This window comes from Dietzia alimentaria 72 (genome assembly GCF_000226215.1).
GTDB lineage: Bacteria > Actinomycetota > Actinomycetes > Mycobacteriales > Mycobacteriaceae > Dietzia > Dietzia alimentaria.
This window is the reverse complement of the sequence record NZ_AGFF01000008.1, coordinates 63,171-86,083: the sequence shown is the minus strand read 5'-3', so window position 1 is coordinate 86,083 and position 22,913 is coordinate 63,171. Positions and strand designations below refer to the sequence as shown.

21 protein-coding genes and 1 pseudogene are annotated in these 22,913 nt (G+C 66.9%); 2 read left to right on the top strand and 20 right to left on the bottom strand.

The features are described from left to right. Positions 1-2: 2 nt before the first annotated feature. The 12 genes and pseudogenes from ybeY to ON04_RS04920 all read right to left on the bottom strand — a co-directional run bounded on the left by ybeY (position 3) and on the right by ON04_RS04920 (position 13,858). Positions 3-485, bottom strand: coding sequence for an rRNA maturation RNase YbeY (gene ybeY / locus ON04_RS04975; protein ID WP_010540485.1), 483 nt, complete (start codon positions 483-485; stop codon positions 3-5). Next, entirely contained in the window at positions 482-1,573 is a 1,092-nt protein-coding gene (locus tag ON04_RS04970) for a PhoH family protein (protein WP_010540484.1), read from the bottom strand. Before ON04_RS04970 ends, ybeY begins: the two co-directional genes overlap by 4 nt. Then, on the bottom strand, positions 1,570-2,367 hold the full coding sequence (locus tag ON04_RS04965; protein WP_010540483.1) for a 16S rRNA (uracil(1498)-N(3))-methyltransferase: 798 nt from the start codon (positions 2,365-2,367) through the stop codon (positions 1,570-1,572). The genes ON04_RS04970 and ON04_RS04965 overlap by 4 nt, the downstream gene beginning before the upstream one ends. Positions 2,368-2,372: 5 nt before the next feature. After that, positions 2,373-3,536, bottom strand: a complete 1,164-nt coding sequence (gene dnaJ, locus ON04_RS04960) for a molecular chaperone DnaJ (protein WP_010540482.1) — start codon at positions 3,534-3,536, stop codon at positions 2,373-2,375. Positions 3,537-3,587: 51 nt separating this feature from the next. Next, a complete protein-coding gene (hrcA, locus tag ON04_RS04955; protein ID WP_010540481.1) occupies positions 3,588-4,628 on the bottom strand; it encodes a heat-inducible transcriptional repressor HrcA in 1,041 nt (346 codons plus the stop codon). 61 nt (positions 4,629-4,689) lie between these two features. Next, positions 4,690-5,877 (bottom strand): radical SAM family heme chaperone HemW, encoded by a 1,188-nt coding sequence (gene hemW, locus ON04_RS04950; protein WP_238529248.1) that lies wholly within the window; start codon positions 5,875-5,877, stop codon positions 4,690-4,692. A 551-nt stretch (positions 5,878-6,428) separates the two neighbouring features. Then, a pseudogene (locus tag ON04_RS04945) lies at positions 6,429-7,793 on the bottom strand (WS/DGAT/MGAT family O-acyltransferase); the annotation flags it as partial. Positions 7,794-7,937: 144 nt separating this feature from the next. Further along, positions 7,938-8,147 (bottom strand): hypothetical protein, encoded by a 210-nt coding sequence (locus ON04_RS04940; protein WP_010540478.1) that lies wholly within the window; start codon positions 8,145-8,147, stop codon positions 7,938-7,940. 9 nt (positions 8,148-8,156) lie between these two features. Further along, complete coding sequence (locus ON04_RS04935) at positions 8,157-10,262, bottom strand: M3 family metallopeptidase (protein ID WP_010540477.1); 2,106 nt, start codon at positions 10,260-10,262, stop codon at positions 8,157-8,159. A 55-nt stretch (positions 10,263-10,317) separates the two neighbouring features. Next, positions 10,318-11,139, bottom strand: a complete 822-nt coding sequence (locus tag ON04_RS04930; protein WP_010540476.1) for a TSUP family transporter — start codon at positions 11,137-11,139, stop codon at positions 10,318-10,320. Positions 11,140-11,211: 72 nt separating this feature from the next. Next, positions 11,212-13,071, bottom strand: coding sequence for a translation elongation factor 4 (gene lepA, locus ON04_RS04925; protein ID WP_029457765.1), 1,860 nt, complete (start codon positions 13,069-13,071; stop codon positions 11,212-11,214). Between the two features lie 58 nt (positions 13,072-13,129). Further along, the gene (locus tag ON04_RS04920) at positions 13,130-13,858 is read right to left on the bottom strand and encodes a hypothetical protein (RefSeq protein WP_010540474.1); all 729 of its coding nucleotides are present in this window, start codon (positions 13,856-13,858) and stop codon (positions 13,130-13,132) included. Between the two features lie 34 nt (positions 13,859-13,892). Between ON04_RS04920 and ON04_RS04915 the strand changes: the two genes are divergently transcribed. Continuing rightward, positions 13,893-14,441, top strand: a complete 549-nt coding sequence (locus ON04_RS04915; RefSeq protein ID WP_029457763.1) for a type II toxin-antitoxin system PemK/MazF family toxin — start codon at positions 13,893-13,895, stop codon at positions 14,439-14,441. A 175-nt stretch (positions 14,442-14,616) separates the two neighbouring features. Continuing rightward, positions 14,617-14,877, top strand: a complete 261-nt coding sequence (rpsT, locus tag ON04_RS04910; protein WP_010540472.1) for a 30S ribosomal protein S20 — start codon at positions 14,617-14,619, stop codon at positions 14,875-14,877. Positions 14,878-15,071: 194 nt separating this feature from the next. Here the strand turns inward: rpsT and holA are convergent, their stop codons facing one another. From holA to ON04_RS04870, 8 genes are all read right to left on the bottom strand, one after another. After that, complete coding sequence (gene holA, locus ON04_RS04905; RefSeq protein ID WP_010540471.1) at positions 15,072-16,049, bottom strand: DNA polymerase III subunit delta; 978 nt, start codon at positions 16,047-16,049, stop codon at positions 15,072-15,074. A gap of 114 nt (positions 16,050-16,163) precedes the next feature. Beyond that, positions 16,164-17,651: a ComEC/Rec2 family competence protein gene (locus ON04_RS17180; RefSeq protein ID WP_081477126.1), complete on the bottom strand. Its 1,488-nt coding sequence runs from the start codon at positions 17,649-17,651 to the stop codon at positions 16,164-16,166. Next, positions 17,648-18,508, bottom strand: coding sequence for a ComEA family DNA-binding protein (locus tag ON04_RS04895; RefSeq protein ID WP_010540469.1), 861 nt, complete (start codon positions 18,506-18,508; stop codon positions 17,648-17,650). The genes ON04_RS17180 and ON04_RS04895 overlap by 4 nt, the downstream gene beginning before the upstream one ends. Before the next feature lie 200 nt (positions 18,509-18,708). Beyond that, positions 18,709-19,539, bottom strand: a complete 831-nt coding sequence (locus tag ON04_RS04890; protein WP_010540468.1) for a DegV family protein — start codon at positions 19,537-19,539, stop codon at positions 18,709-18,711. Further along, positions 19,536-20,231: a histidine phosphatase family protein gene (locus tag ON04_RS04885; RefSeq protein WP_010540467.1), complete on the bottom strand. Its 696-nt coding sequence runs from the start codon at positions 20,229-20,231 to the stop codon at positions 19,536-19,538. The genes ON04_RS04890 and ON04_RS04885 overlap by 4 nt, the downstream gene beginning before the upstream one ends. A gap of 8 nt (positions 20,232-20,239) precedes the next feature. Beyond that, entirely contained in the window at positions 20,240-20,683 is a 444-nt protein-coding gene (gene rsfS, locus ON04_RS04880) for a ribosome silencing factor (protein ID WP_010540466.1), read from the bottom strand. Beyond that, positions 20,680-21,396 (bottom strand): nicotinate-nucleotide adenylyltransferase, encoded by a 717-nt coding sequence (gene nadD, locus ON04_RS04875; protein WP_010540465.1) that lies wholly within the window; start codon positions 21,394-21,396, stop codon positions 20,680-20,682. The genes rsfS and nadD overlap by 4 nt, the downstream gene beginning before the upstream one ends. Positions 21,397-21,461: 65 nt before the next feature. Continuing rightward, complete coding sequence (locus tag ON04_RS04870) at positions 21,462-22,907, bottom strand: vWA domain-containing protein (RefSeq protein ID WP_010540464.1); 1,446 nt, start codon at positions 22,905-22,907, stop codon at positions 21,462-21,464. Between the last annotated feature and the right edge of the window lie 6 nt (positions 22,908-22,913).

The window sequence follows — 22,913 nt, the reverse complement described above, 5'->3', positions numbered from 1 at the left end:
GGTCAGGCGTCCCCGACCGGGGCGCCTTCGCGATGGTCGTACCACTCGCCCAGCAACTCGTTCTGCAGCCCGAACATCTCCCGTTCCTCGGCTGGCTCGGCGTGGTCGTATCCCAGCAGGTGCAGGCACCCGTGGACGGTGAGAAGCGCGAGTTCGTGGGCCAGCGGATGGCCGGAGCTGGCGGCCTGGTCAGCGGCGAAAGCCGGGCACAGTACGATGTCGCCGAGCATCGCCGGACCGGGTTCCGGCAGGTCAGGGCGACCGCCGGGGGTGAGTTCGTCCATCGGAAAGCTCATGACGTCGGTGGGGCCGGGCAGGTTCATCCATGTCACGTGGAGGTCTGCCATGGTGTCCTTGTCGACGAGCGTGATGGACAACTCGGCGGCCGGGTGGACATCCATGCGTGCGATCACGAACGCGGCCACGTCAATGAGTTCTGCCTCGTCGACCTCCACGCCCGACTCGTTGGCGACCTCGATGCTCATCGGCGACGCTTCTCCCTGGGCTCGTGTGTGTCGGTTTTTCGGGCGCCCCGATCGAGGCGCCCTTCATGTTCTGCGTAGGCGTTGACGATCTTTCCGACCAGTGAGTGGCGAATGACATCTCGTGAGGTGAGTTCGGAGAAGTTGATGTCGTCGACCCCACGGAGGATCTCGCGGACGACCTTCAGCCCGGAGCGTTGCCCACCGGGGAGGTCGATCTGAGTAATGTCGCCCGTCACCACGATCTTGGAGCCGAAGCCCAGGCGCGTGAGGAACATCTTCATCTGCTCGGGCGTGGTGTTCTGGGCCTCGTCGAGGATGATGAACGCGTCGTTGAGGGTCCGACCGCGCATGTAGGCCAGCGGTGCCACCTCGATCACTCCGGCAGCCATCAGTTTGGGAATGGCTTCGGGGTCCATCATGTCGTGTAGCGAGTCGTACAGGGGCCGCAGGTAAGGGTCGATCTTCTCGTGGAGGGTGCCGGGCAGGTAGCCGAGGCGTTCCCCGGCCTCGACCGCGGGCCGGGTGAGAATGATGCGGCTGACCTCTTTGGCGCGCAACGCGGCCACCGCCTTGGCCATAGCCAGGTAGGTCTTGCCGGTGCCCGCCGGTCCGAGGCCGAACACGATGGTGTGGTCGTCGATCGCGTCCACGTACCGCTTCTGCCCGAGGGTTTTGGGGCGGATCATCCCGCCCCGGCGCGAGAGCACTTCCGTCCCCAGCACCTCCTGGGGGGTGAGCGGCGCGGAGCCGGCGAGGATCTCCACGGAGCGTCGCACTGACGCCGGCGTGATCTCCACCCCTCTGCCCGCCTGCCGCAGCAGGTCTGAGACGACCCGGGAGGCCGTATCGACCGCCCGCTGGGAGCCCGAGATGGTCATGGTGCCGCCCCGGACGTGCAGGTCGGCTTCGAGGAGTTCTTCGAGCGTGCGCAGGTTGGAATCGGCGGCCCCGAGCACCGCCATGGCCAGATCCGGGTCAAGTTGAACGGCCGTGCGGACGGGTGAGTCGCCAGAGTCGTGCCGGGCGCCGTTGTCCGCGGCGGTCGCGTTGAGGCCTGCGTCGCTGTCTGGAGTGCTTACGTGGATCACTTCCCGTTTCGTGGTGTGGTCGAGTCGAGTGTAGTCCCCGTGCGGGCCCATCTCGGTGTGAGAACTCCGAGCGCGCCCAACGCGACGGCCGCAGCGGTGGAGGTTCGGAGGACCTCGGGGCCCAGGACGACCGCGTCGGCGCCGGCGCCTGTCAGTGCGTCGATCTCGGCGTCGGAGACGCCGCCCTCGGGCCCGACGACGAGGAGAATCCGCTCCGGGACCGGTCCCGCCGTCACCGTGTCTGCGAATCCGGCGGCCCCGTCCTCGTGCAGGACGAGGGCCCGGACGCCAGCCGAGGTCTCGTCCGCGACGAACCCGGCGAGTGCGGTCGAGTCGAGCAGTTCACCGATCTCCGGCTCCCATGCCCTGCGCGACTGCTTACCGGCGGCGCGGGCGGCGTTGATCCACTTGGTACGGCCCTTGTCGATCTTCGGACCAGTCCAGCGGCTGACACATCGATCGGCCTGCCACGGGATGATCTTGTCGGCCCCGGCCTCTGTCGCCAGTTCGACGGCCAGCTCGGAGCGTTCTGACTTGGGCAGTGCCTGGACGATCGTCACTGCGGGCATGGGGTGCGAGACCTCATCGCGGGCCACCACCTCGGCCTCCACCCTGCCGGAGGCCGAACCGGTCACCAGGCAAACAGCCACGACACCGCGGCCGTCGCCCACCCGCACGGTCTCCCCTGGCCGCACGCGCAGGGCGGACCCTGCGTGCCTGCCCTCGGGGCCGTCGAGGACGACGGTCCCGCCGACGGCGGGGACCGACTCTGCGCGGAACAGGGGCGGGGTCATGTCCGTCAGTGACCGGCCACGGCGTCGCGTAGGCGGGAGAACAGGCCACCGCGGCGGGCCGTGTCCTCGTTGACCACCTCGGCCGAGTCGCCGTCCAGCCTGCGCATCTGCTCGACGAGCTCACGACGTTTGCGGTCGAGTTTCTCGGGAATCACGACCTCCATGTGGACGGTCAGATCCCCGGCGCCACCACCGCGGACGCGAGGCATTCCCCGGCCGGTCAAGGTCACCGTGTGTCCGGGCTGGGTGCCGGCCGGGATCTCGATATCCAGAGGGTCGCCCACGACGGTCTCCAGTTCGACGCTGCCGCCGAGCATGGCGTCAACCACGGGGACCCGGACCGTGCAGTGCAGGTCCTCGCCGTCGCGGACGAACACCGGGTGGGTGCGCTCGTCGACCTCGATGTAGAGGTCGCCGGCGGGCCCGCCGCCTGGACCGACCTCACCCTGACCCGACAGACGGATGCGCATGCCGTCCCCGACACCGGCGGGAATCTTTGCGGAGACGGTACGACGCTTGCGGACACGCCCCTGACCGGTGCATTCACCGCAGGGATCGGTGATGATCTCACCGGTCCCGGCGCAGGTGGGGCACGGGCGACTGGTCATGATGTTGCCCAGCAGTGACCGCTGTACAGACTGGATCTCGCCCTGGCCCTGGCACATCCCACACTTGGCAGGGGGCTTGTCGCTCGTGGAGCCTTTGCCGTGGCAGACCTCGCAAAGGACGGCGGTGTCGACCTTGATCTCCTTGGTCACACCGGTGGCGCATTCGGCCAGGTCCAGGCTCACACGGATGAGCGCGTCGGAACCGGGCTGCACGCGACTGCGGGGACCACGACCACCGCCGCCGCCACCGCCGCCGAAGAACGCCTCGAACACGTCACCGAGGCCTCCCCCACCGAAGCCGCCGCCGCCGCCGAAGCCGCCGCCGTATCCACCGCCGCCACCGGACTCGAGGGGGTCGCCGCCCATGTCGACGATGCGACGCTTCTCGGGATCGGTAAGGACCTCGTAGATCGCGGTGATCTCGCTGAATCTCTCACGTGCCTCGTCCGACGGGTTGACGTCGGGGTGGAGCTCGCGTGCGAGCTTGCGGTAGGCGCGCTTGATCTCAGATTCCGAGGCGCCCCTATCGACCCCGAGGGTCCCGTAGTAGTCGCGTGACACGTGTGGCCTTTCGTCAAGTAGTTGATGTGGCTCTCGAAGAGCGTACGGGCGTCAGTGTCCGGAGAGGAGTTCGCCCACGTAGTGGGCAACAGCGGCGACCGACGCGATTGTTCCCGGGTAGTCCATCCGTGTGGGCCCGAGCACCCCCATCCCGCCGAAAGCCTCCCCCTCAACCCCGTAGGCGGAGGAGACCACTGAGGCGCCCCGGATCTCGGCGGCCTTGGTTTCCTCGCCGATCTGGACTGTGACCCCGGCGGTCCCGGTCATGCCCACGGTCTGCCCGGTGGTGAGTAGACGCAGAATCACGACCTGCTCCTCGAGGGCCTCGAGAACCGAGCGCAGCGACCCGTCAAAGTCGGCGGCGCTCCGGGTGAGATTGGCTGTCCCGCCCAGGACGATCCGGTCGTCGGGTTGCTCCACGAGGGTGTCTACGAGGACCGTGACACAGCGTTCGGCCGCCTGCCTGTATTCAGATCGTGCCGCCTCGGCGGTCGCGGTGAGCGCCGCCGACGCGTCGGACAGTCTCTTGTTCGCAACAGCCTCCGAGAGCAGCGTCCGCAGTTCGCCGAGGTGCGTTTCGGTCAGCGGGGTGGCCAGCTCAACCGTCCGTTGGTCGACCCGCCCGGTGTCCGTGATGAGCACCAGGAGAAGCCGGGTGGGGGTGAGACTGACCACCTCGAGATGACGCACCGTGGAGCGGCCCAGGACCGGGTACTGGACGACGGCGACCTGGCGGGTGAGCTGCGAGAGCAATCGCACCGCCCTCCGGAGGACATCATCGAGGTCCACAGCACCCTCGAGGAACGCGCGGATCGCGCGGCGTTCGGCCCGTGACAGTGGCGTGATCTCCTCGATGGAGTCCACGAAGTGCCGGTAGCCCTTCTCAGTGGGTACGCGACCGGAACTGGTGTGCGGCTGGACGATGAAGCCCTCCGCCTCCAGTACCGCCATGTCATTGCGGATCGTGGCACTGGACACGCCCAGTGAATGACGGTCGACGAGCGCCTTGGAACCGACGGGTTCGTGCGAGGCGATGTAGTCGGAGACGATCGCGCGCAGGACATCGGTCCTACGATCGGCCGAACTCGACATCGATTCCTCCTCCTCGCGTGGCTCCGGTCCCCGATTCTAGGCCAGTGTCCGGGTGGTCGGCTCAGAGGAGGATGTCGCGCACGACCCCGTCGGCCAGTAACCGGCCCGCTTCTGTCAGTGCATAACCGGGTCCACCGGCGTCCTGCTCGTTCCGTCGACGCAGCAACCCCGCCTCGACTTGCTCGTCCGCGCGGCGCCGCTCCTCGGTGGTGAACGCAGAATCCCCGAGCCCCTCCGCGAGCCGGAGTCCTGTCATGATCAGCTCGAGATGGCGGTCGTCGTCGTCGAGCTTCTCCCCGCCGTCGACCGGAAGCTCACCAGCGTCGCATGCAGCTGCGTACCTGGCGGGGTGCTTGAGATTCCACCACCGCGCACCGGCAAGATGGGAGTGGGCACCGGGCCCGACACCCCACCAGTCGCCGCCCCGCCAATAGCCCAGGTTATGCCGACAGTAGCCGGATTCATCGGTGGCGAAGTTCGAGACCTCGTACCAGTGGAAACCCGCACTCGAGAGGCGGTCCGCGACCTGTTCGTAGCGGTCGGCTAATACGTCCTCGACGGTCCCGGGGAGTTCACCCCGGCGGATACGGCGGGCCAGAGCGGTGCCGTCCTCCACGATGAGCGAGTAGGCGGAAACGTGGTCCACACCGGCCCCGACCACGGCGTCGAGGGTGCGCGCGAGGTCGTCGTCGGTCTCCCCCGGCGTCCCGTAGATCACGTCTAGATTGACGTGCTCGAATCCTGCGCCCAGCGCCTCTGCCACGGCTTTCTGAGGCCGTCCCGGAGTGTGTGTCCGGTCCAGGATCTTCAGTACGTGCGGCGCCGTCGACTGCATACCGAGAGAGATGCGGGTGTATCCACCCTCGCGAAGGCGGGCAAAGAACTCGGGCGAGGTGGACTCCGGGTTGCTCTCCGTGGTCACCTCGGCGCCCGGCGCGAGACCGAAGGTCGCGTCTATCCGTGCGAGCATCGCCACCAGAACATCCGCCCCGACGAGCGACGGTGTGCCGCCACCTACGAAGACCGTGTCGACCTCAGGCGGCGTCCCTGACCGCGAGAGTGCCTCCGCGGCCCGCTCTATCTCCAGGGCTGCAGCTCGCTCCCAGTCGACGGGTGAGGTCGCGGAACCGAGTTCCCCTGCGGTGTACGTGTTGAAATCGCAGTAGCCGCACCTCGTCGAGCAAAATGGGACGTGCAGGTAGATACCGAATGGTGTCCCCGGATCACGTTCGGGCGGAGAGTTCGCGATACCGGCTGCGCCGTGAGCCGTGTTCGTCACGCCTGACCGGACTCGGCGCCCGTGCCGGTTTCGCCACCGTGCCGAGCCTGCTTCTGCCCTGCGGTCGTGGGCGAGGACGAGGACGAGGACGCAGACGCAGACGTCCCGCCGACGGACTTTGTCGCGGTGGGCTTTGCGGCCGTGGGCTTGCTCCCTGCCGGCTTGGCCGCCGACTTCGTTGCTTGTGTCTTCTTCGCGGCAGCCTTCTTGGCTGGAGATTTCTTAGCCGGCGCCTTCTTCGCGGCAGCCTTCTTCGCCGGTGCCTTTTTCGCAGCCGCCTTCTGCGCCGAAGCCTTCTTGGCCGGAGCCTTCTTGGCCGGAGCCGTGGTAACGGCTGCCGTCTCCGATTTCCCCTCGTCGCCTGAGTCGGAGGCTGCGGCGGCATCCGCGTGAGCCAACGCCTTGGATGTCTGGCGGTCGGACTTGCGCTGGTCTTTGCGCTCCTGGCCTAATTCAGCCACCGATTTGGGCTCGACCGCGGGCACACCACTCTTCTCGCGCTCGGACGCCGCCCGGACAAATTCCGCCAATGCGTCCTCGACCGCGTTCGCCAGCGGCCAGGGATCGGGGACGAGGTCTTTGCAGCCGATGAACCCGAAGTGCAGTTTGCCGTCGAGCGACATCACCGAGCAGTTGAGTCCGGCCCCGTGGAACACCGGCCCCAGCGGCAACATCTTGTCGATCTTCCCGCCCAGGAAATACAGCGGGAAGTTGGGGCCGGGCACGTTCGAGATGACGAGGTTATGCACCACGGGGTGACGCTCGGAGAGCCTGAGCCTGGAGTACATCCGCACCGCCGACCCGAACACCGAGGGCGCCGCGAACTGCGCCCAGTCTGTGAGCAGGTTCGCATCAAGAGCGTTGGTGTGGTCCTTGGCTACGATATTCGCGTCTCGAATCGCCTCGAGACGCTCCACCGGGTCGTCGATATCGGTCGACAGGGACATAAACATCCCCGACACCCGGTTCGTTCCCGGCCGTGACTCGGCTGCATGCACTGACATCGGCACCATCGCGATCAGCGGCTTGCGGGGCAGCTCGTCCAGATCCTCCAGGTAGCTGCGCAGCGCGGTCGAACAGATCGCCAGCACCACGTCGTTGACGGTGGTGCCAAATGCATTCTTGACCTGCTTGATGTCATCGAGAGCGACGCTGGTGTACGAGATCGAACGGTGGCCGGTGATCGTACTGTTGAAGGGCGTGCGCGGGGCGGTGAACGGGGCCGGCATCGCCAAACCCTTGCGCGCCCGGTTGATCCACGACGGCAACACCCCGAGGGTTCCGGGCAAGAGCGAAGCAAGTCGCCATGGCGTGGCCAAACGGGACAGCGCGCCGCCCACCGCGAGCTCGAGTGCACCGGACCCGCCGGCGGTCTCGTTGACCAGGTCCTCGTCAAGCGACGGGTCGTCGGGAGTGAGAGTGCACAGTTGAGACATCATATTGGCGCCGGTGACGCCGTCCACGGTCGAATGGTGCATCTTCGCGAAGACCGCTACCTGGTTGTCCGGTAGCCCCTCGATGACGTACATCTGCCACAGCGGCATAGAACGGTCGATCGGCTGACTAGCCAAATGCGCACACAGCTCGGCAAGCTCATGATCCCCACCCGGGGCCGGGATCCCCACCCGGTGGAGGTGATGGTCGATGTCAAAGTCATCGGCCTCGACCCAGACCGGGTGGTCGACGTTGAGGACCGAATCGTGAAGTTTGCGGCGGAAGCCCGGCATCCCGGTGACCCGACGGCTCAACTCGTGACGCAACGCCTCATACGAATAGCCGCCCTTCATCTCTGATACGTCCAGGACGATCAGCCCACTCACATGGAGGAGCTGGGCCCTCGTCTCAAAGTAAAGAAAGCTGGCGTCAAGTCCACTCAAGCGCTGCATGGGGGGAGTGTACTTCGGGAATGCGCTCCACGGCGGGCATTGTCCGGTTGAGCGCACTGAGTCAGAGAACCTCGATGATCAACCATGCGATCACGACGAACGCGATGAGCAAAACCAGGGCGAGAGTCACACGCGACCGGGGCATCAGCGGACCTCCTTCCCGGTCTCTGCGGACCGCGGAGCTGCGAGCCCCCGGAACCTGTGGACGACTTCGTCCGCCACCTTCTCCACCACTACCGCGGCAAGGAGAAACAGCGGGACCCCCATCGTGAGCATGATGATCACCTGCAGTGGAAACGGCAGGGTCACGAGCCAGAGCTCGACCTTGTCCCAGAACTGCAGGAACGCCGTCATCGGGCGATCCTACGTCCGTGCGGCAGCAGCGGCTTCACGGCCTCCGACCACCGAGGAATCCAGACCACGCCGACGCAGCAGCGCGGCCGGACTCGGCTCGGAGCCCCGCATCCGGCGGTAGGCCTCGAGAAATTCGATCGAGCCCCCACGCGAGAGGACCTCACGCCGCATCGCGTCACCGGAAGAACGCTCCAGTCCCCCGCGCTCGGCAAACCATTCGGCGGCATCCGCATCGAGGACCTCCGCCCAGAAGTAGGAGTAGTAGGCAGCGGAGTAACCGCCGGCGAAGATGTGCTGGAAGTACCGGGACCGGTACCGGGGTTCGATCCCCGGCACGTCAAGGCCAGCCTCGGCGAGGACAGTCGACTCGAACTCGTCGACATCCGTGACCGCGCGGGCCTCCTCCAGCGACAGCGAGTGCCAAGCCAGGTCGAGCAATGCGGCGGCCAGGTATTCGACGGTCGCCTGCCCCTCACCGAAACGCTCCTCCCGCATCCGCTCGACCAGGTCCTCGTCGATCGACTCGCCGGACTCCACATGCCGCGCGTAGTTCTCAAGCACTTCCGGGCGGCGCGCCCACATCTCGTTAACCTGGGACGGGAATTCGACGAAGTCACGGGGCACCGAGGTTCCGGAGAAGACTGGGTACTCGACGTCGGAGAGCAGTCCGTGCAGTGCGTGCCCGAACTCGTGGAACATCGTGGTGACCTCGTCCATCGTGAGGAGAGTGGGCTCCCCCGCCGCGGGACGTGCCAGGTTCATGACATTGACGACGACGGGCCGCGAATCCAGGAGACGGGACTGGTCGCGGAACGAGCTCATCCACGCCCCGCCCCGCTTGGTCGGACGCGCGTAGTAGTCGAGCAGCAACAGACCGATCCCTGCGTCGCGCTCACTGCGCACATCGTCGAACACTTCGATCACGCGGACATCGGGCAGGAATCCGGTCAGGTCAGGACGGTCCACGAAACGCAGTCCGTACAGACTCGACGCCGCGTGCATGACACCGTCGCGCAGCACCCGTTCGAGCTCGAAGAAGGGGCGCACTGTGGCGTCATCAACCCGGAATCGCTCGGAACGTAAACGCTCGGACTCCCACGCCCAGTCAGCCGGATTCAGCTCCCGATCCTCACCGCCGAGCAAGTCTTTGGCCTCGTTTCGAGCGTTCGTCACTGCGGCGTCCACCACGTCGAGAAGCAGTCCCCGGGCGGCGTCCGGTGTGCCTGCGGTCTCGACTGCGAGTACATGATCGGCGTGACAGGTCAACCCGAGCAGAGATGCCCTCTCGGCACGCAGCCGAACGATCTCCAGCACGATCGGGCCGTTGTCATGGTCCGGAGTGGACCCACGCCGAAGGGACGCCTCCATCACGCGCCGCCGCAGGCCTTCATGGTCGAGCCAGGCGCTGATCGGCTGGACTGTCGGCAGCCCCAGCGGGATTAGCCAACCCTCGCGTCCGGCGTCGGCGGCGGTCGCCGCCAGCGTCGACCTCATGGAGTCCGGCAGCCCGTCGAGTTCGGCCTCGTCGGTGACGGACACGGCGAGCTCACTGGTCGAGGCCAGCAGGTTCTCGCCGAAGAGGGTTGTGAGCTCTGCAAGGCGGGTATCGATCGCGGTGAGTCGGGCGCGGGCCTCGTCGTCGAGCGCGGCACCGGCCCGCAGAAAATCGCGGTGGTGACGGCGGACGAGGCGCGCTGTCTCATCAGCTACATCCAACGACCCTGCCTCTAGTGCTGAGTGGAGCGCGTCCACACGGGCGTAGAGGCCTGGATCAGTCATGACCGCCGAGTGATGGGCTGCCAGGAGCGGCGACACCACACGGTCCACGTCACGTCGGGCCGGCGTGGCGTCCGGACCCAAAAGCCCGTAGAAAGTCGACAGCACCCGGTCGAGGGCCTGCCCCGAACGTTCGAGTGCGATCACCGTGTTCTCGACGGTCGGCGGCTCCGGGTTGTCGACGACGGCAGCGATCTCAGCCGCGTGGTCATCGATCGCCGTGCGGATCGCCGGCTCCAGGTCCGCATCGTCGATCGCGGCGAAGTCCGGCAACCCGTACGGCAGCGGGGACTCGTCGAGCAGCGGATGAGGCGACGTCTCTGAACTCGGAGGTGTCATGTGTGTCAGTCTACGTCCGCCGGCTATGCGACCTCGCTCGCCCGGCCCGGTCGACTCACCACCACTGGACGGCTGTATCCCAAGCAAGCTTGGTCGCGAGAATCGCGATAACCACAAGGAACACGGTGCGGATAAACTCGTTACCGTGCCGCATGGCCATCCGCGCCCCGAGGAACCCGCCGCTCAGGTTTGCCACCGCCATACAGCCGCCGATGACCCAGAGCAGCTCGCCATGCAAGCCGAAGACCAGGATCGAGGCGATGTTGGTGGTCAGGTTGGCCAGCTTGGCCGCGACCGTGCCCTGGAGGAAGCCGAAGCCGAGGAACGCGACTATTGCGATGACGAAGAACGAGCCCGTACCGGGGCCGAGGATTCCGTCGTAGAACCCCACCACCACGCCAATGAGGGCAGACCGCCACGCCCGCGCCCACCCCGTGTAGCGCTCCTCGTGTGTCCGCCCCATCGACGGTTTGAAGTAGGTATAGGCCCCCACCGCGACCACGGCCAGCAGCACGATCGGGGTGAGCGCCTCTTTGGGGATAAACCGGGCTACGGACGACCCCGCCGCGGAGCCCACGAAAGCAGCCACTACAAGCGGCAACACCATCGCCACCGGTACCCGGATCCTGCGCAGGTACGTCGCGGTGGCGATTAGCGTCCCCGCGACCGACGACAGTTTATTGGTGCCCAGCACCTGCGGGGTCGTGGCGTCGGAAGGCAAGGCGATGACCAGCGCGGGGAGCTGGATCAATCCTCCGCCTCCGACGACCGAGTCCACCCAACCGGCGACGAACGCGGCCAGCACGAGTGCCGCGAGCACCCAGACGGACACACCGATGGCTGGGGTGGCCTCTAACTCCGCGAAGGACGAGGGCATGGCACTAACAGTGCGGCAACCGGTTGGCGGATATCAACACGCAGACCACGCAAGCGGTGGCAGCCTAGTGCCCTACTTCTTGTCGGAGTTTGAATCCGACGACAGCGCGGCCACGAACGCCTCCTGGGGCACCTCCACACGACCGATTGACTTCATACGCTTCTTGCCCTCCTTCTGCTTTTCCAGCAGCTTGCGCTTACGGCTGATATCACCGCCGTAGCACTTGGATAGCACGTCCTTGCGGATCGCGCGGATGTTCTCGCGGGCGATGATCTTGGATCCGATCGCCGCCTGCACGGGAACCTCGTAATGCTGACGGGGGATGAGCTCCTTGAGCTTCACGGTCATCTTGTTGCCGTAGGCCTGCGCGTAATCGCGGTGGACGATCGCGGAGAACGCGTCCACCGCCTCCCCCTGCAGAAGGATGTCAACCTTGACCAGGTCGGACATCTGCTCGCCGGCTTCCTCGTAGTCCATGGATGCGTAGCCCTTGGTGCGGGACTTGAGCGAGTCAAAGAAGTCGAAGATGATCTCGCCCATCGGCATCACGTAACGCAGCTCGACCCGAGTCTCGGACAGGTAATCCATGCCCTTCATTTCCCCACGCTTGGACTGGCACAGCTCCATCGTGGTGCCCACGAATTCACTCGGCACGATGATCGTGCACTTGACGATCGGTTCGTAGATTTCACGATGCTTGCCCTCCGGCCAGTACGAGGGGTTGGTGACCTGGTGTTCCGAGCCGTCCTCTGCGACCACCCGGTACACCACGTTCGGGGCGGTCGAGATGAGATCGAGGTTGAACTCCCGCTCGAGCCGGTCGCGGGTGATCTCCATGTGGAGCAGACCCAGGAAACCCAGACGGAAACCGAAGCCCAGAGCAACCGAGGTCTCGGGCTCGTAGTCAAGAGAGGCGTCATTAAGTCGCAGCTTGTCCAACGCATCGCGCAGGACCGGGTAGTCAGACCCATCGATCGGGTAGAGCCCGGAGAACACCATCGGGTTGGGTTCCTTATAGCCGGGCAACGCTTCGTCTGCACCGTTACGGGCGCTGGTGACCGTGTCACCCACCTTCGACTGCCGCACATCTTTCACACCGGTGATGAGGTAGCCCACCTCGCCGGGGCCGAGTCCCGTCGTCGACTTGGGTTCCGGCGAGATGATCCCGACCTCGAGCGCCTCGTGGGTGCTGCCTGTGGACATCATCCTGACCTTCTCGCGCGGCCTGAGCGAACCGTCCATCACACGGACGTAGGTGACGACGCCGCGGTAGGTGTCGTAGACCGAGTCGAAAATCATGGCGCGGGCCGGAGCCTCCGGATCGCCGACCGGCGCCGGAATCGTCTCGCACAGCTTGTCCAGCAGTTCCTCGACGCCGTCGCCAGTCTTACCGGAGACGCGCAGCACCTCGGCGGGTTCGCAACCGATGATGTGGGAGATCTCCTCGGCGAACCGGTCCGGGTCCGCGGCCGGCAGGTCGATCTTGTTGAGTACCGGGATGATCTCGAGATCATTCTCCATGGCCAGGTACAGGTTGGCCAGAGTCTGTGCTTCGATGCCCTGCGCCGCGTCCACCAGCAGAATCGCACCCTCACACGCCTCGAGCGCGCGAGAGACCTCGTAGGTGAAGTCCACATGGCCCGGGGTGTCGATCATGTGCAGGACGATTTCCTCGCCCTCGTGCGCGCCTGAGCGGGGCACCCACGGCAGGCGGACGTTCTGCGCTTTGATGGTGATCCCGCGTTCGCGCTCGATGTCCATGCGGTCCAGGTACTGGGCGCGCATGAGACGCTCCTCGACCACACCGGTCAGCTGCAGCATTCGATCGGCCAGCGTCGACTTGCCGTGGTCGATGTGCGCGATGATGCAGAAGTTCCTGATCTTGGCGGGATCGGTGAACGTCGTCTCTGCGAAGTTGGGAATCTCGATCACTCCTGGAGGCGGGCCCGGGTAGTGCTGGGTTGCGTCCGACCGGGCGATCACCCCATTGTCACACGCTCCGGCCGGGAACTCCCACCACGTACCTTCCGGTGGGGACCGCGTCGACGGTGCCCTCGTCGAGGAACCGCCCGGTGGAGGCCGTCATCGCCGCGATATTGGCGTTCAGCCTCTCGTCACTGCCGCGCGAGTCGAAGAACACGCCGAGATCGCGTGCAGCCTCGATCGGGAACACCTCCTCGACGATCGCCTCGATCACCGGTGCGTCCTCGGTCAGAGGTCGGACCACCACGTGCTGGGTGTAGGAGGTGGTGGACTGCGTTTCGATCGCGACCGTCGTGTGTTCCTCGAGCCATATGCGCAGCCAGTCGTGGCGGTCCATCCGCTCAGGGCGTCGGAGGAACGCGATATTGGCCATGCCCTCGCACCGCCCGTCGGAGCGGGGGGGCGGTGGTCCGAGCACCTCCGAGTCCGTCACCGACCACGCCGACACCGGTCCGACCTCCTGCAGTGCGGCGAGAACACCCGCGCATGCGGTCGCCGAAGCGACGGGCACCCGCACACGGATCACGGCGAGCACCGGCATCGGGGTCACCCGAACGTCGATCACGGCGCCGGCCACGGCCTCGTCGCGGACGTTCATCAGGTATTCACTCGCCCCGAGGTCTGACAGCGGTGCCTCGAGGATCTCCGCTATCCGCGCCCTCACCTCCGCCGACTCGCCCGGGTCAGTGACCTCCGCCTGCTCCTGCGACCACACCACCGCACACAACATGTCCATGGTTGCGATCCTAGGGGCGGTTACGCTGTTGAACATGGCAATCGACTGGGCCCGGATGGGGAGGCAGGCGGTCCGGATGGGCCGCAGGTACGGACCGACGGCCGTCCGCGAGGTGCGCAAGCGGATTGATGATCGTGGCGGCTCCCCCGTCCTCGCCCGGCAGAACGGGACGAGCGGACGCCCGGCCACCACCGGGACAGTGCCCACCTCGAGCCGGGCCCGCACCATCGTCTACGCGCCCGACCTCGACGGTCACGCCGATCCCGGCGAGATCGTGTGGACGTGGGTCGCGTTCGAGGAGAACGACGGTCGCGGCAAAGACAGACCGGTCCTGGTTGTGGGCCGCGATGGCGACCGCCTTCTCGGCCTCCAGTTGTCCTCGCAGGACAAGCGTGACCACGACAGAGACTGGCTCGCGATGGGATCCGGTCCGTGGGATTCGGAGGGCCGACCGAGTTGGGTACGCCTCGACCGGGTCCTGGATGTCCCCGAGGAGGGCATCCGCCGCGAGGGAGCGATCTGTCCGCAGAGGAAGTTCGACATGGTCGCAGACCGACTCCGAGCCGAATACGGTTGGCGTTGACCCGGCGTCCGCATTTTGGCCGGTGACGTGGGCGCTGGTAAAGTGGGTCGTCGGTGTCCACAGGACTGCGTACTACGGCTTCACGTACTGCGTTTTCGCCCGGACAAGACGACAAGACATCAGATCGGCGGGATCCCCTCGTGGAGCCGTCGACACACGACCAAAGGTGTGACGAGTGGCCAACATCAAGTCCCAGATCAAGCGGAACCTCACCAACGAGCGCAACCGCCAGCGTAACCAGTCGGTGAAGACCGGCCTGCGTAGCGCCATCCGCAACCTGCGCGCAGCCACCGAGGCCGGCGACAAGGAGAAGGCCGGCGCCCTGCTCGTCGCTACCTCGCGCCAGCTCGACAAGGCCGCCAGCAAGGGCGTCATCCACCAGAACCAGGCCGCCAACAAGAAGTCGGCGCTCACCAAGGCCGTCAACGCCCTCTGAGCAGCTGACGTTCCTCTCCCCGAGAGAAGCGCCCGAGCCCCACGTCGGTGAGCCGATGTGTCGAGGCTCCGAAGGCCCACCTCCCGCAACCTCCCGGTGCGCACGGGGTGGGCTTTCGTCGTAACCTCGACACCCGACTTACGGTGTCGAACGAAATACGAGTGAGCTGGTTCAACAGGGCGGCGGAGGGCGGATCAGCGGGCGGACGAAAGCGCGCCAACCGCGCGAACCGCGCGCTCGAGTGCATAGGATGAGTCCTCCGCCATGCCCTTCACCTCACCGTTGAGACGCGCCACGATCTGCAGTGCGCTGCCGAGCGTCTCGATCGACCAATAGCGTGTTTGAGCAGCAACTTTCTTGACCTTCCAGGGTGGCAACCCCTGCCGGGCCAAGTCCGCAGGTGGGGCGCCGCGTTGCGTCCCGACCATGGCGATTGAATTAACGGCGTCTGCCAACGCATCCGCCAGCACCACGTGCGGGACACCCGTGTGCATAGCCCACTCGAGAGCCTCGATCGCGCCTGCCGTGTCACCGGTGACCGCACGCTCGGCCACCGTGAAGCCACTGACTCCCACCACGCCCGAGTGATAGCGGCGCACCGCCTCCACATCGACCTTGCCGCCGGTGTCCGCGACGAGCTGACCGCACGCAGACGCCAACGAGCGAAGGTCTGTGCCCACTGCCTCCACCAGGGCCTCGCACGCCTCCGGGGCGACGCGGACCTTCAGCCCGCGAAACTCCGACCGAACGAAGCCCACCACGTCCATATGTCGCGTGATCGTGCCGGCCGTGTGCTCCTCGGCCCCGGCCTTGCGCAGGTCCGCCACCAAGTTCTTGGCTCGGCCCCCGCCCGTGTGCTGCACGACCAGCACCGTCTCTTCGGGCAGGTCCTTGGCCGCGCCGAGCACGGCTGCCACCGCATCCTTGCCCAGCTCCGCGGCACCGGTGATAACCACGACGCGCGCCTCCCCGAATAGTGACGGGGAAAGAAGTTCGAACAACTGTGGAGCCGTGACATCAGGCCCACCCAGACGGGAAACCACCGGCGGGTCCTCTCCCGCAGGTGTTGCGGCACACACTGTCGAGACGACGCCCGAGGTCGCGCGTTCGGTCAGGAACTCGTCCTCCCCCAACACCAGATGCAGCGGAGCCGGAGCGGGCCCTGTCGGCATGCGACCTCCTCGTCGTCGTCATCTCCGGGCTCTCACGACCCGAGTTGTTCTCACGACATGGTGCCACGCAGACCTGACACCGTCGCCGCCCGGCGCCCCCTGACAGCCCGACGGTCATCCCCGCGCCACCTCCGGCGAGCCCGGTAGCGCCGACACGACCCCCGCGACCGCATCCAGCCACCACAGCGCGGGCGCGCACGCGGCCGAGAGCAGAACCGCTCCGTCTTCCCACACCGGCCCCACCGCAGCCGCCAGCGTTCCGAGCACCGTGACCATCGGTACAGCCGGCGCCACCGCGATGTTGGCGGGCAACGCCCATGGCCCGGCCTCGAGTCCCGAGGCGATCAGCACCGGCAGAGTAGCCAGATGCGCCACCACACACACCGCCAGGACGTCCGCTACGGGGCCGGGCATCCAGGGCCGCCGGATCCGCACCGCCACCGGCCGGGCCGCCACCACCAACGCCGCGGTCGCGGTCACCGACAAAGCAAACCCGGCTCCTGTCGCCGTGGCGGGATCCAATAACGACACGAGCATCACTACCGCCGCCAGGGCCGCCAACGGACGCCCTGACCGGTGCGCGCTCAATGCCGCCAAACCGATCACACCCGTCCCCGCCGCCCGCAGCACCGCCGGCTCGGGACCCACCACCGCGACGAAGCTCGCTAGAGCCACGCCCGCCACCACGATCCGCCCACGCCGACCCACTCCGAGCGCCGCCGCCGCAAGCAACGCCGCCCCCACCACATATGTCGTGTTGGCTCCCGACACCGCTGCGAGATGGGACAGACCGGAGGACCGAAACTCACCACGTGTCTCGGCGGAAACCCCACCCTCATCGCCGAGGACCAATGACGGCAACAGACCGACCGCCTCCCCTCGCAGCGCGCGTCTTGACACCACGCGAAGCCGCTCTCTCACCGCTGCCGGCATCGTGCCCATCGGCCCCGGCTGCGCGGTCACCCGAGGGGGCGTCATCGCCCGCACCGCGGGAGGACCCCCCGCGGCCATCGGCTCCAGCACAGTGACCGATGTCTGGACCCGTGTTCCCGGCGGTATCCCCCGCCACCCGTCGCGGGCCAACAGCACCACATCGATATTTCCCGCGGTAGCTGAGGTTCCCGACCCCGTGACCTCCACCCGAATCGGGACTATCACACCACCGCTGCGGACAGGGCGATCAAAACCCGTCACCACGGCCTCGATCCCTGTGCGGGCACCCTCCAGCCCCACCAGCGGATGCGCGGCCAACGCATGCGCCCGCGCCGCCTGGACTCCGACCGCCACCGCCCCTACCGCGCACGCGATCGCCAGCACCCCCAGTGCAGCCCGGTCCAGCCCGCCAGTTTTCGCACGGTCGGCCCCGAGCCCGGACGCCCACACGAGTGCCACACCCGAGACCCCAGCGGACACCACGGACAGGGCCGCCGACACGGCTGGCGGGGCACCTGCAGTTGCAGCCGTAGCGAGGAATACCACCACAGTAGGCACGACCAGCCTCAGGTCCCGCACCGCCGGCACCCGCTGAGCGAACTCACCCCGCGCGTGCGAGGCGGCGGCGCCGTGCCCGGCAGCATCTCGGCTGGGGCCCGTCGAATTCATACGGTGACCAGCGGCCGGAGGCGGGCGAGCGTCGCCGGTCCGATTCCGTCCACCTCCGTCAACTGATCGACACTCGCGAATGCCCCGTTGGCCGTACGCCACGCCAGGATCGACGAGGCCGTCACCGGTCCCACGCCAGGCAGTGTCTCGAGCGCGGTGGCATCGGCGGTGTTGATGTTCACCATCCCCGCGGCGCCGCCCGGCCCCTCCGGTGCAGGACCAGGACCAGAGGCGATTACACCTTCCGGGCCTGCGCCGCCGTCCGCACCGACGATGGCGCTGCGCGGGCCCCTGGGGCCGTCCGGCCCGGGCGCTAGCCCGACCAGGATCTGCTCCCCGTCGACTACCTTGCGAGCAAGGTTCAGGCCGTCACGATCTCCCCCCTCCAGGACGCCGCCCGCCCTGTCGAGGGCATCGGCGACCCGCGCACCCGGTGTCACGGTCACCAGTCCGCTGCGACCCACCAGACCTACCACCGACACGACGATCTCCTCGGCCTCCGACGACTCGGCCGCCGCCAGAGGCGCGGTGGTGATCAGGGTCGAGGCCGGATCCGGCACCGAGGTTCCGTCTGCCGGCACCGTCTCTCCCGGTGTTGCCAACGGGAGCTCGGGAACCGGCGCCGCCTCGGGCACCGAAGCCAACAGCCTGTGGACGGAGAAGACGCCCAGTGCCACCACGAGCACCACCAGCGCGACGCCTGCGATCTTGTCCGGCGCCCACCGGATGCGATTCCACCACGGCGGATCGGCCCAAACCGAGAGGTCAGGGTCCTCCGGAGGAACCCGTTCGGGGCGTACTCCGTCGGGGTCGATGTCCGCCCAGGGTGGCGCGGACTCGCCAGCCCCTGACGGCACCGGTTCCCTCGTCGATGTAGGTGGCGCGGGGTCGCTGATCGGCCGGGGCGGTGCCAGCACAGTGGAAAGTCTGTCCAGCGCGGCGGCCTGCGTTGGGTCCCTGACCGGATCGCCGTGGCCGACGGGGCGGGACCGGGTGTCGGATCGCATGGCGCGAACCTAGCCGGTGGATCACCCCGTTCAGCTTCGTGCTCCGGGGGTCAGATTGTCGGCTGTGGAAAGAACGGAGGGATGGGGAATTCGATGTCATCCAGGCTCGTGATGGACACACCCACAGTTCCGGGGCCCAGGTGCCACCCCAGCACTTCATCGAATTGGACGATCAGCACGCGTTCCGGGAACGGAGTTTCTTTTCGGATCTCCGTGGCCATCTCCTCGGCCCGCTCGGGTGCCTCGTGGTGGTGAACCACCACCAGCACATCGCCCCGACCGATCTCGTCCCGCAACAACGCACGCAGCCGCTGGTGCGCCTTGGTGGTAGTGCGGGCCTTGGCCGCCAGCTCCACCGTCCCGCCGCGGAGAACTATTACCGGTCGCATCGCGAGCGCGCTACCAAAGATCGCCGCCACAGCGCTGATCCGGCCACCTCGGCGGAGACTGTCCAGCGATTCCAGGGCCGCGAACGTGGACGCACCCCTGCACAGCCTCTCGGCGAGTTCGTATGTCCCGGACAGTCCGAGACCGTTGCGCGCCGCCCACGCACATTGCGCAACCGCGGCACCGAACGCCATCCCCGCGCACCGCGAGTCGGACACCAGGACACGTCCCCCGAACCTCGTCGCCGCGTCGGCCGCGGACTGCCAGGTGCGGGAGAGCTGACTCGACAGATGCACCGACACGACGCCGGTGCAATCCGGATCCGCGAGTAGTTCCTCGTAGACCTCTGCGAGTTGATCGGGTGTCACGGCCGCTGTGGAGACCGCGCGGTCGCCCTCCTCGACCACGTGGAGACCCACTACCGTGATCTGGAACTCCCGGGTCCACTCTTCGGGTAGGTCAGCGCTGGAGTCAGTGACCAGTCGGACAGTCATGTCACCTCCGACGGTGTGACGCCCGCGTTCCATTGGTCCAGGCGCCAGATCACGTCACGTGCGGCGTCAGTAGTGGGTGCCACCTCGGGGCCGGGGGTGTCCTCGCCGGAGCCCGAGAGCCGTCGGTGGGCGGACAACTGCACCCAGCAGGTATTCCCCAGACCGTTGAATATGGGGTACTGCTCCACCGGGAGCTCCAGCAACGCAGCGGTCAACGCCGCGATCGCACCACCGTGGGCCACGAGCACGGCGGGATGCTCGTCCCATTCCGCTGAGGTCTGGAGGAGCTCGTCGACGACCTGTCGGGTCCGCGCGGCGACATCGATCCTGCTCTCCCCCTCGGGTGGGGCCCAGCGCGGGGTGCTCCGCCACTGCATCCTGGCGTTAGGCCACTGCGCGTCGACCTCGGAGTGACTCATCCCCTGCCACCTCCCCAGATCCGTTTCACGCAATCTACGGTCGGTATGCACCTCCAAGCTCACCTCCGAGGCCAGAGCCCGCGCCGTTTCGTGAGCCCGCTGCAGGTCCGAGGACAGGATCGTCCACGGCCGACGCGGGGCCAGCACACGGCCCACCGCATGAGCCTGCCGGACGCCCAGCTCACTGAGCTCGGTATCCAACTGACCCTGCATACGCAACGACGCGTTGTAGTGCGTCTGTCCGTGACGCAGGAGGATGAGGCGACGGGTCACCGCGAAGTTCAGAGCTCCTGATCCCGCAGTGGCTCCTCCGGCGCGAGGGAATCGTCGGCGCCGGAGCCCGATGCGGTGGCCGGGCTCGAGGATTCCACGCCCTCGATCTCCACGACGGGGCAGTCCTTCCACAGGCGGTCCAGCGAGTAGTAGTCGCGCTCGTCGACGTGCTGGACATGCACCACGAGCTCGTTGTAGTCGAGTAGCGCCCAGCGTCCTTCGCGGGTGCCCTCGCGGCGCAGCGGCTTGTATCCCGCCTCGCGGAGCTTGTCCTCGATCTCGTCGACCACGGCGTTAACCTGTCGTTCGGTCTCGGCGGAGGCCACGACGAAACAATCGGTGATGACGAGCTGACCGGAGACGTCGATCGCGACGATGTTGGTCGCCAGCTTCTCGCTTGCGGCGCGGGCCGCGATCGCGGCCATCTCCAGGGATTCGGGGCTTGCGGTCACAGGGGGTTCTCCTCGGTGTGGGGTTCGGTGAGTTCTGGCTCGAGGTGTACCGGAGCCGTCGCTGCGGGGGTGCCGTCCAGGCGGGTTGAGCCTTCGGGCCGGTAGAGATTGCGTTTGACGATGTATTGCACGACCCCGTCGGGCACGAGGTACCAGACAGGAGCCCCGTCGGCGGCGCGGCGGCGACACTCCGTGGACGAGATCGCCAGTGCCGGGATCTCGAGGAGGTGAACCTGCCCGTCGCCAGTGCGGTGGAGATGGGTGTCGGACAGTTCGAAACCCGGCCGCGAGACCCCCACGAAGCTGGCGAGATCGAAGATCTCCTCCCACCCGCGCCACGTCAGGATCTTTTCCAGGGCATCCGCGCCCGTGATGAAGAACAGTTCGGTGTCCGGGTTCTGCCGCAGCAGGTCACGGAGGGTATCGACCGTGTAGGTGGGTCCCTGACGGTCGATGTCTACCCGGCTGACGGAGAAGCGTGGATTGGATGCGGTGGCGATGACGGTCATTAGGTAGCGGTCCTCGGCTGGCGACACCTTCCGGCCGCGCTTCTGCCACGGTTGGCCGGTGGGGACAAACACGACATCGTCGAGCCCGAACCTGTGGGCAACCTCGCTGGCCGCCACGAGGTGCCCGTGGTGGATGGGATCGAAGGTCCCGCCCATCACGCCAATGCGGCGTCGGACGCCCGCGGCGGTACCCGTGTCGGTCATGGTCGTGCAGTCTATCCGTCAGCTACCCGGTGCGGTCGAACGCAGCACCCCGGTGTCACCGACGGTCACACGGGCAGGAGGCCAGCAACGACCTTCGTGAGCTGTTCCACGTTCCGACATTCGTGCATCGGGACGTACTGCGAGTAGAGCTTGGCCGCCGAGTCGCCGGTCCCCCACTGCTTAGTGGGCTCCGGATTGAGCCAGTGCGTATGGCTCACCCGTTCGGTGACGAACTCGAGCGCCTCGACCGACGGGTCGCGGTAGTTGTTGCGTCCGTCGCCCAGGATGAGGAGCGATCCGGTCCGGCTGAGCGTGTGCGCGTACTTGTCTGCGAATCCCCGGAGGGCGTGACCGTAGTCGGAGTGCCCGTCGTAGGTGACGATCTCCGCTTCCCTCACCATGCGACTCATCGCTGAACCCAGATCTGAACCAGCTTCGAAGAACGAGGTGACCTCGTCGGTGGTGTCGACAAAAGCGAAGATGCGCACACGGGAGAACTGCTCGCGCAGCGAGTGCACCAACTGGAGGGTGAAATGGCTGAATCCGGCCACCGAGCCGGACACGTCACACAGCACCACTAGTTCTGGCCGGGCCGGACGCGGCTTACGCAGTACCAACTCGATCGGCACCCCGCCTGTGGACATCGACTTACGCATGGTTTTACGCATGTCGATCGCGCCGTGCCGGTGGCGACGACGCCTGGCTGCGAGACGGCTGCCCAGCTGGCGGGCGAGCGGACCCACACGTCGGCGCAGCGCCTGCAGGTCCTGGTCGTTGGCGCGCAGGAAGTCGACCTGCTCTGCAGCGGGGCCGACAGCGTACTGCGCCACCCGGTCGCGACCCACCGACTCAGCGGTGCGTCGGCGGGTTTCGTCAGCGACCTCGCGCAAGAATCCGCGCACCATGTCGGCGGCCGAGTTCGCTGCGGCGGTCTTCTCCGCGTGCCTCTTGGCACCATCCGGGTCGAAGGGGTCGGCACCGAGCAGTCCGTCAAGGATCCTCTGCATGATCGCGCTGGTATCGAGCGGGCTGAGCGCCTGGTACGCGGAGAATCTCTGTCCGCCGGCCGAATCGTAGGAACCGATCTGCTCCACCAGGAGCTCTGCCAGTGCACGGGCCTTGGCGCGCGACTCGTCGGTGTCCTCGAGCAGAAGCGAGGCGATGAGTTCGTTCAATGCCTCGGGGTCCACCTTGCCGTCGTCGTCGGTGGGGATCTCCACCTCCACCATCGCCGCGTCGCTCTGCGCGTGGGCGCCGACGGCTGCCGGGAACCACAGGTCGAAGAGCTGGTCGAACACCCCGCGGTGCGTCGGCTTGTGGAGGATCGTCGCGGCCAGTGCCTCGCGCAACGCCGCTCGGTCGAGGAGGTCGATGTGCACCATCGCGGACGCCGCGTCGACCGCCTCGCTCGGGCCTACGGGGATCCCCTTGCGACGCAGTGCGTCGACAAAGTCCACGAGTTGGCCGGACAGACCGCCCGGTGTTCCCTTGATGGTCGTTTCGTTGCTCATCGCGCC

Coding starts and splice junctions, on each gene's coding strand:
- ybeY (WP_010540485.1), bottom strand. CDS start 485: ATGAGCATCGAGGTCGCCAACGAGTCGGGCGTGGAGGTCGACGAGGCA.
- ON04_RS04965 (WP_010540483.1), bottom strand. CDS start 2,367: ATGACCCCGCCCCTGTTCCGCGCAGAGTCGGTCCCCGCCGTCGGCGGG.
- hrcA (WP_010540481.1), bottom strand. CDS start 4,628: ATGTCGAGTTCGGCCGATCGTAGGACCGATGTCCTGCGCGCGATCGTC.
- ON04_RS04940 (WP_010540478.1), bottom strand. CDS start 8,147: ATGACGGCGTTCCTGCAGTTCTGGGACAAGGTCGAGCTCTGGCTCGTG.
- ON04_RS04935 (WP_010540477.1), bottom strand. CDS start 10,262: ATGACACCTCCGAGTTCAGAGACGTCGCCTCATCCGCTGCTCGACGAG.
- ON04_RS04930 (WP_010540476.1), bottom strand. CDS start 11,139: ATGCCCTCGTCCTTCGCGGAGTTAGAGGCCACCCCAGCCATCGGTGTG.
- ON04_RS04920 (WP_010540474.1), bottom strand. CDS start 13,858: ATGGACATGTTGTGTGCGGTGGTGTGGTCGCAGGAGCAGGCGGAGGTC.
- ON04_RS04915 (WP_029457763.1), top strand. CDS start 13,893: ATGGCAATCGACTGGGCCCGGATGGGGAGGCAGGCGGTCCGGATGGGC.
- holA (WP_010540471.1), bottom strand. CDS start 16,049: ATGCCGACAGGGCCCGCTCCGGCTCCGCTGCATCTGGTGTTGGGGGAG.
- ON04_RS17180 (WP_081477126.1), bottom strand. CDS start 17,651: ATGAATTCGACGGGCCCCAGCCGAGATGCTGCCGGGCACGGCGCCGCC.
- ON04_RS04890 (WP_010540468.1), bottom strand. CDS start 19,539: ATGACTGTCCGACTGGTCACTGACTCCAGCGCTGACCTACCCGAAGAG.
- nadD (WP_010540465.1), bottom strand. CDS start 21,396: ATGACCGACACGGGTACCGCCGCGGGCGTCCGACGCCGCATTGGCGTG.
- ON04_RS04870 (WP_010540464.1), bottom strand. CDS start 22,907: ATGAGCAACGAAACGACCATCAAGGGAACACCGGGCGGTCTGTCCGGC.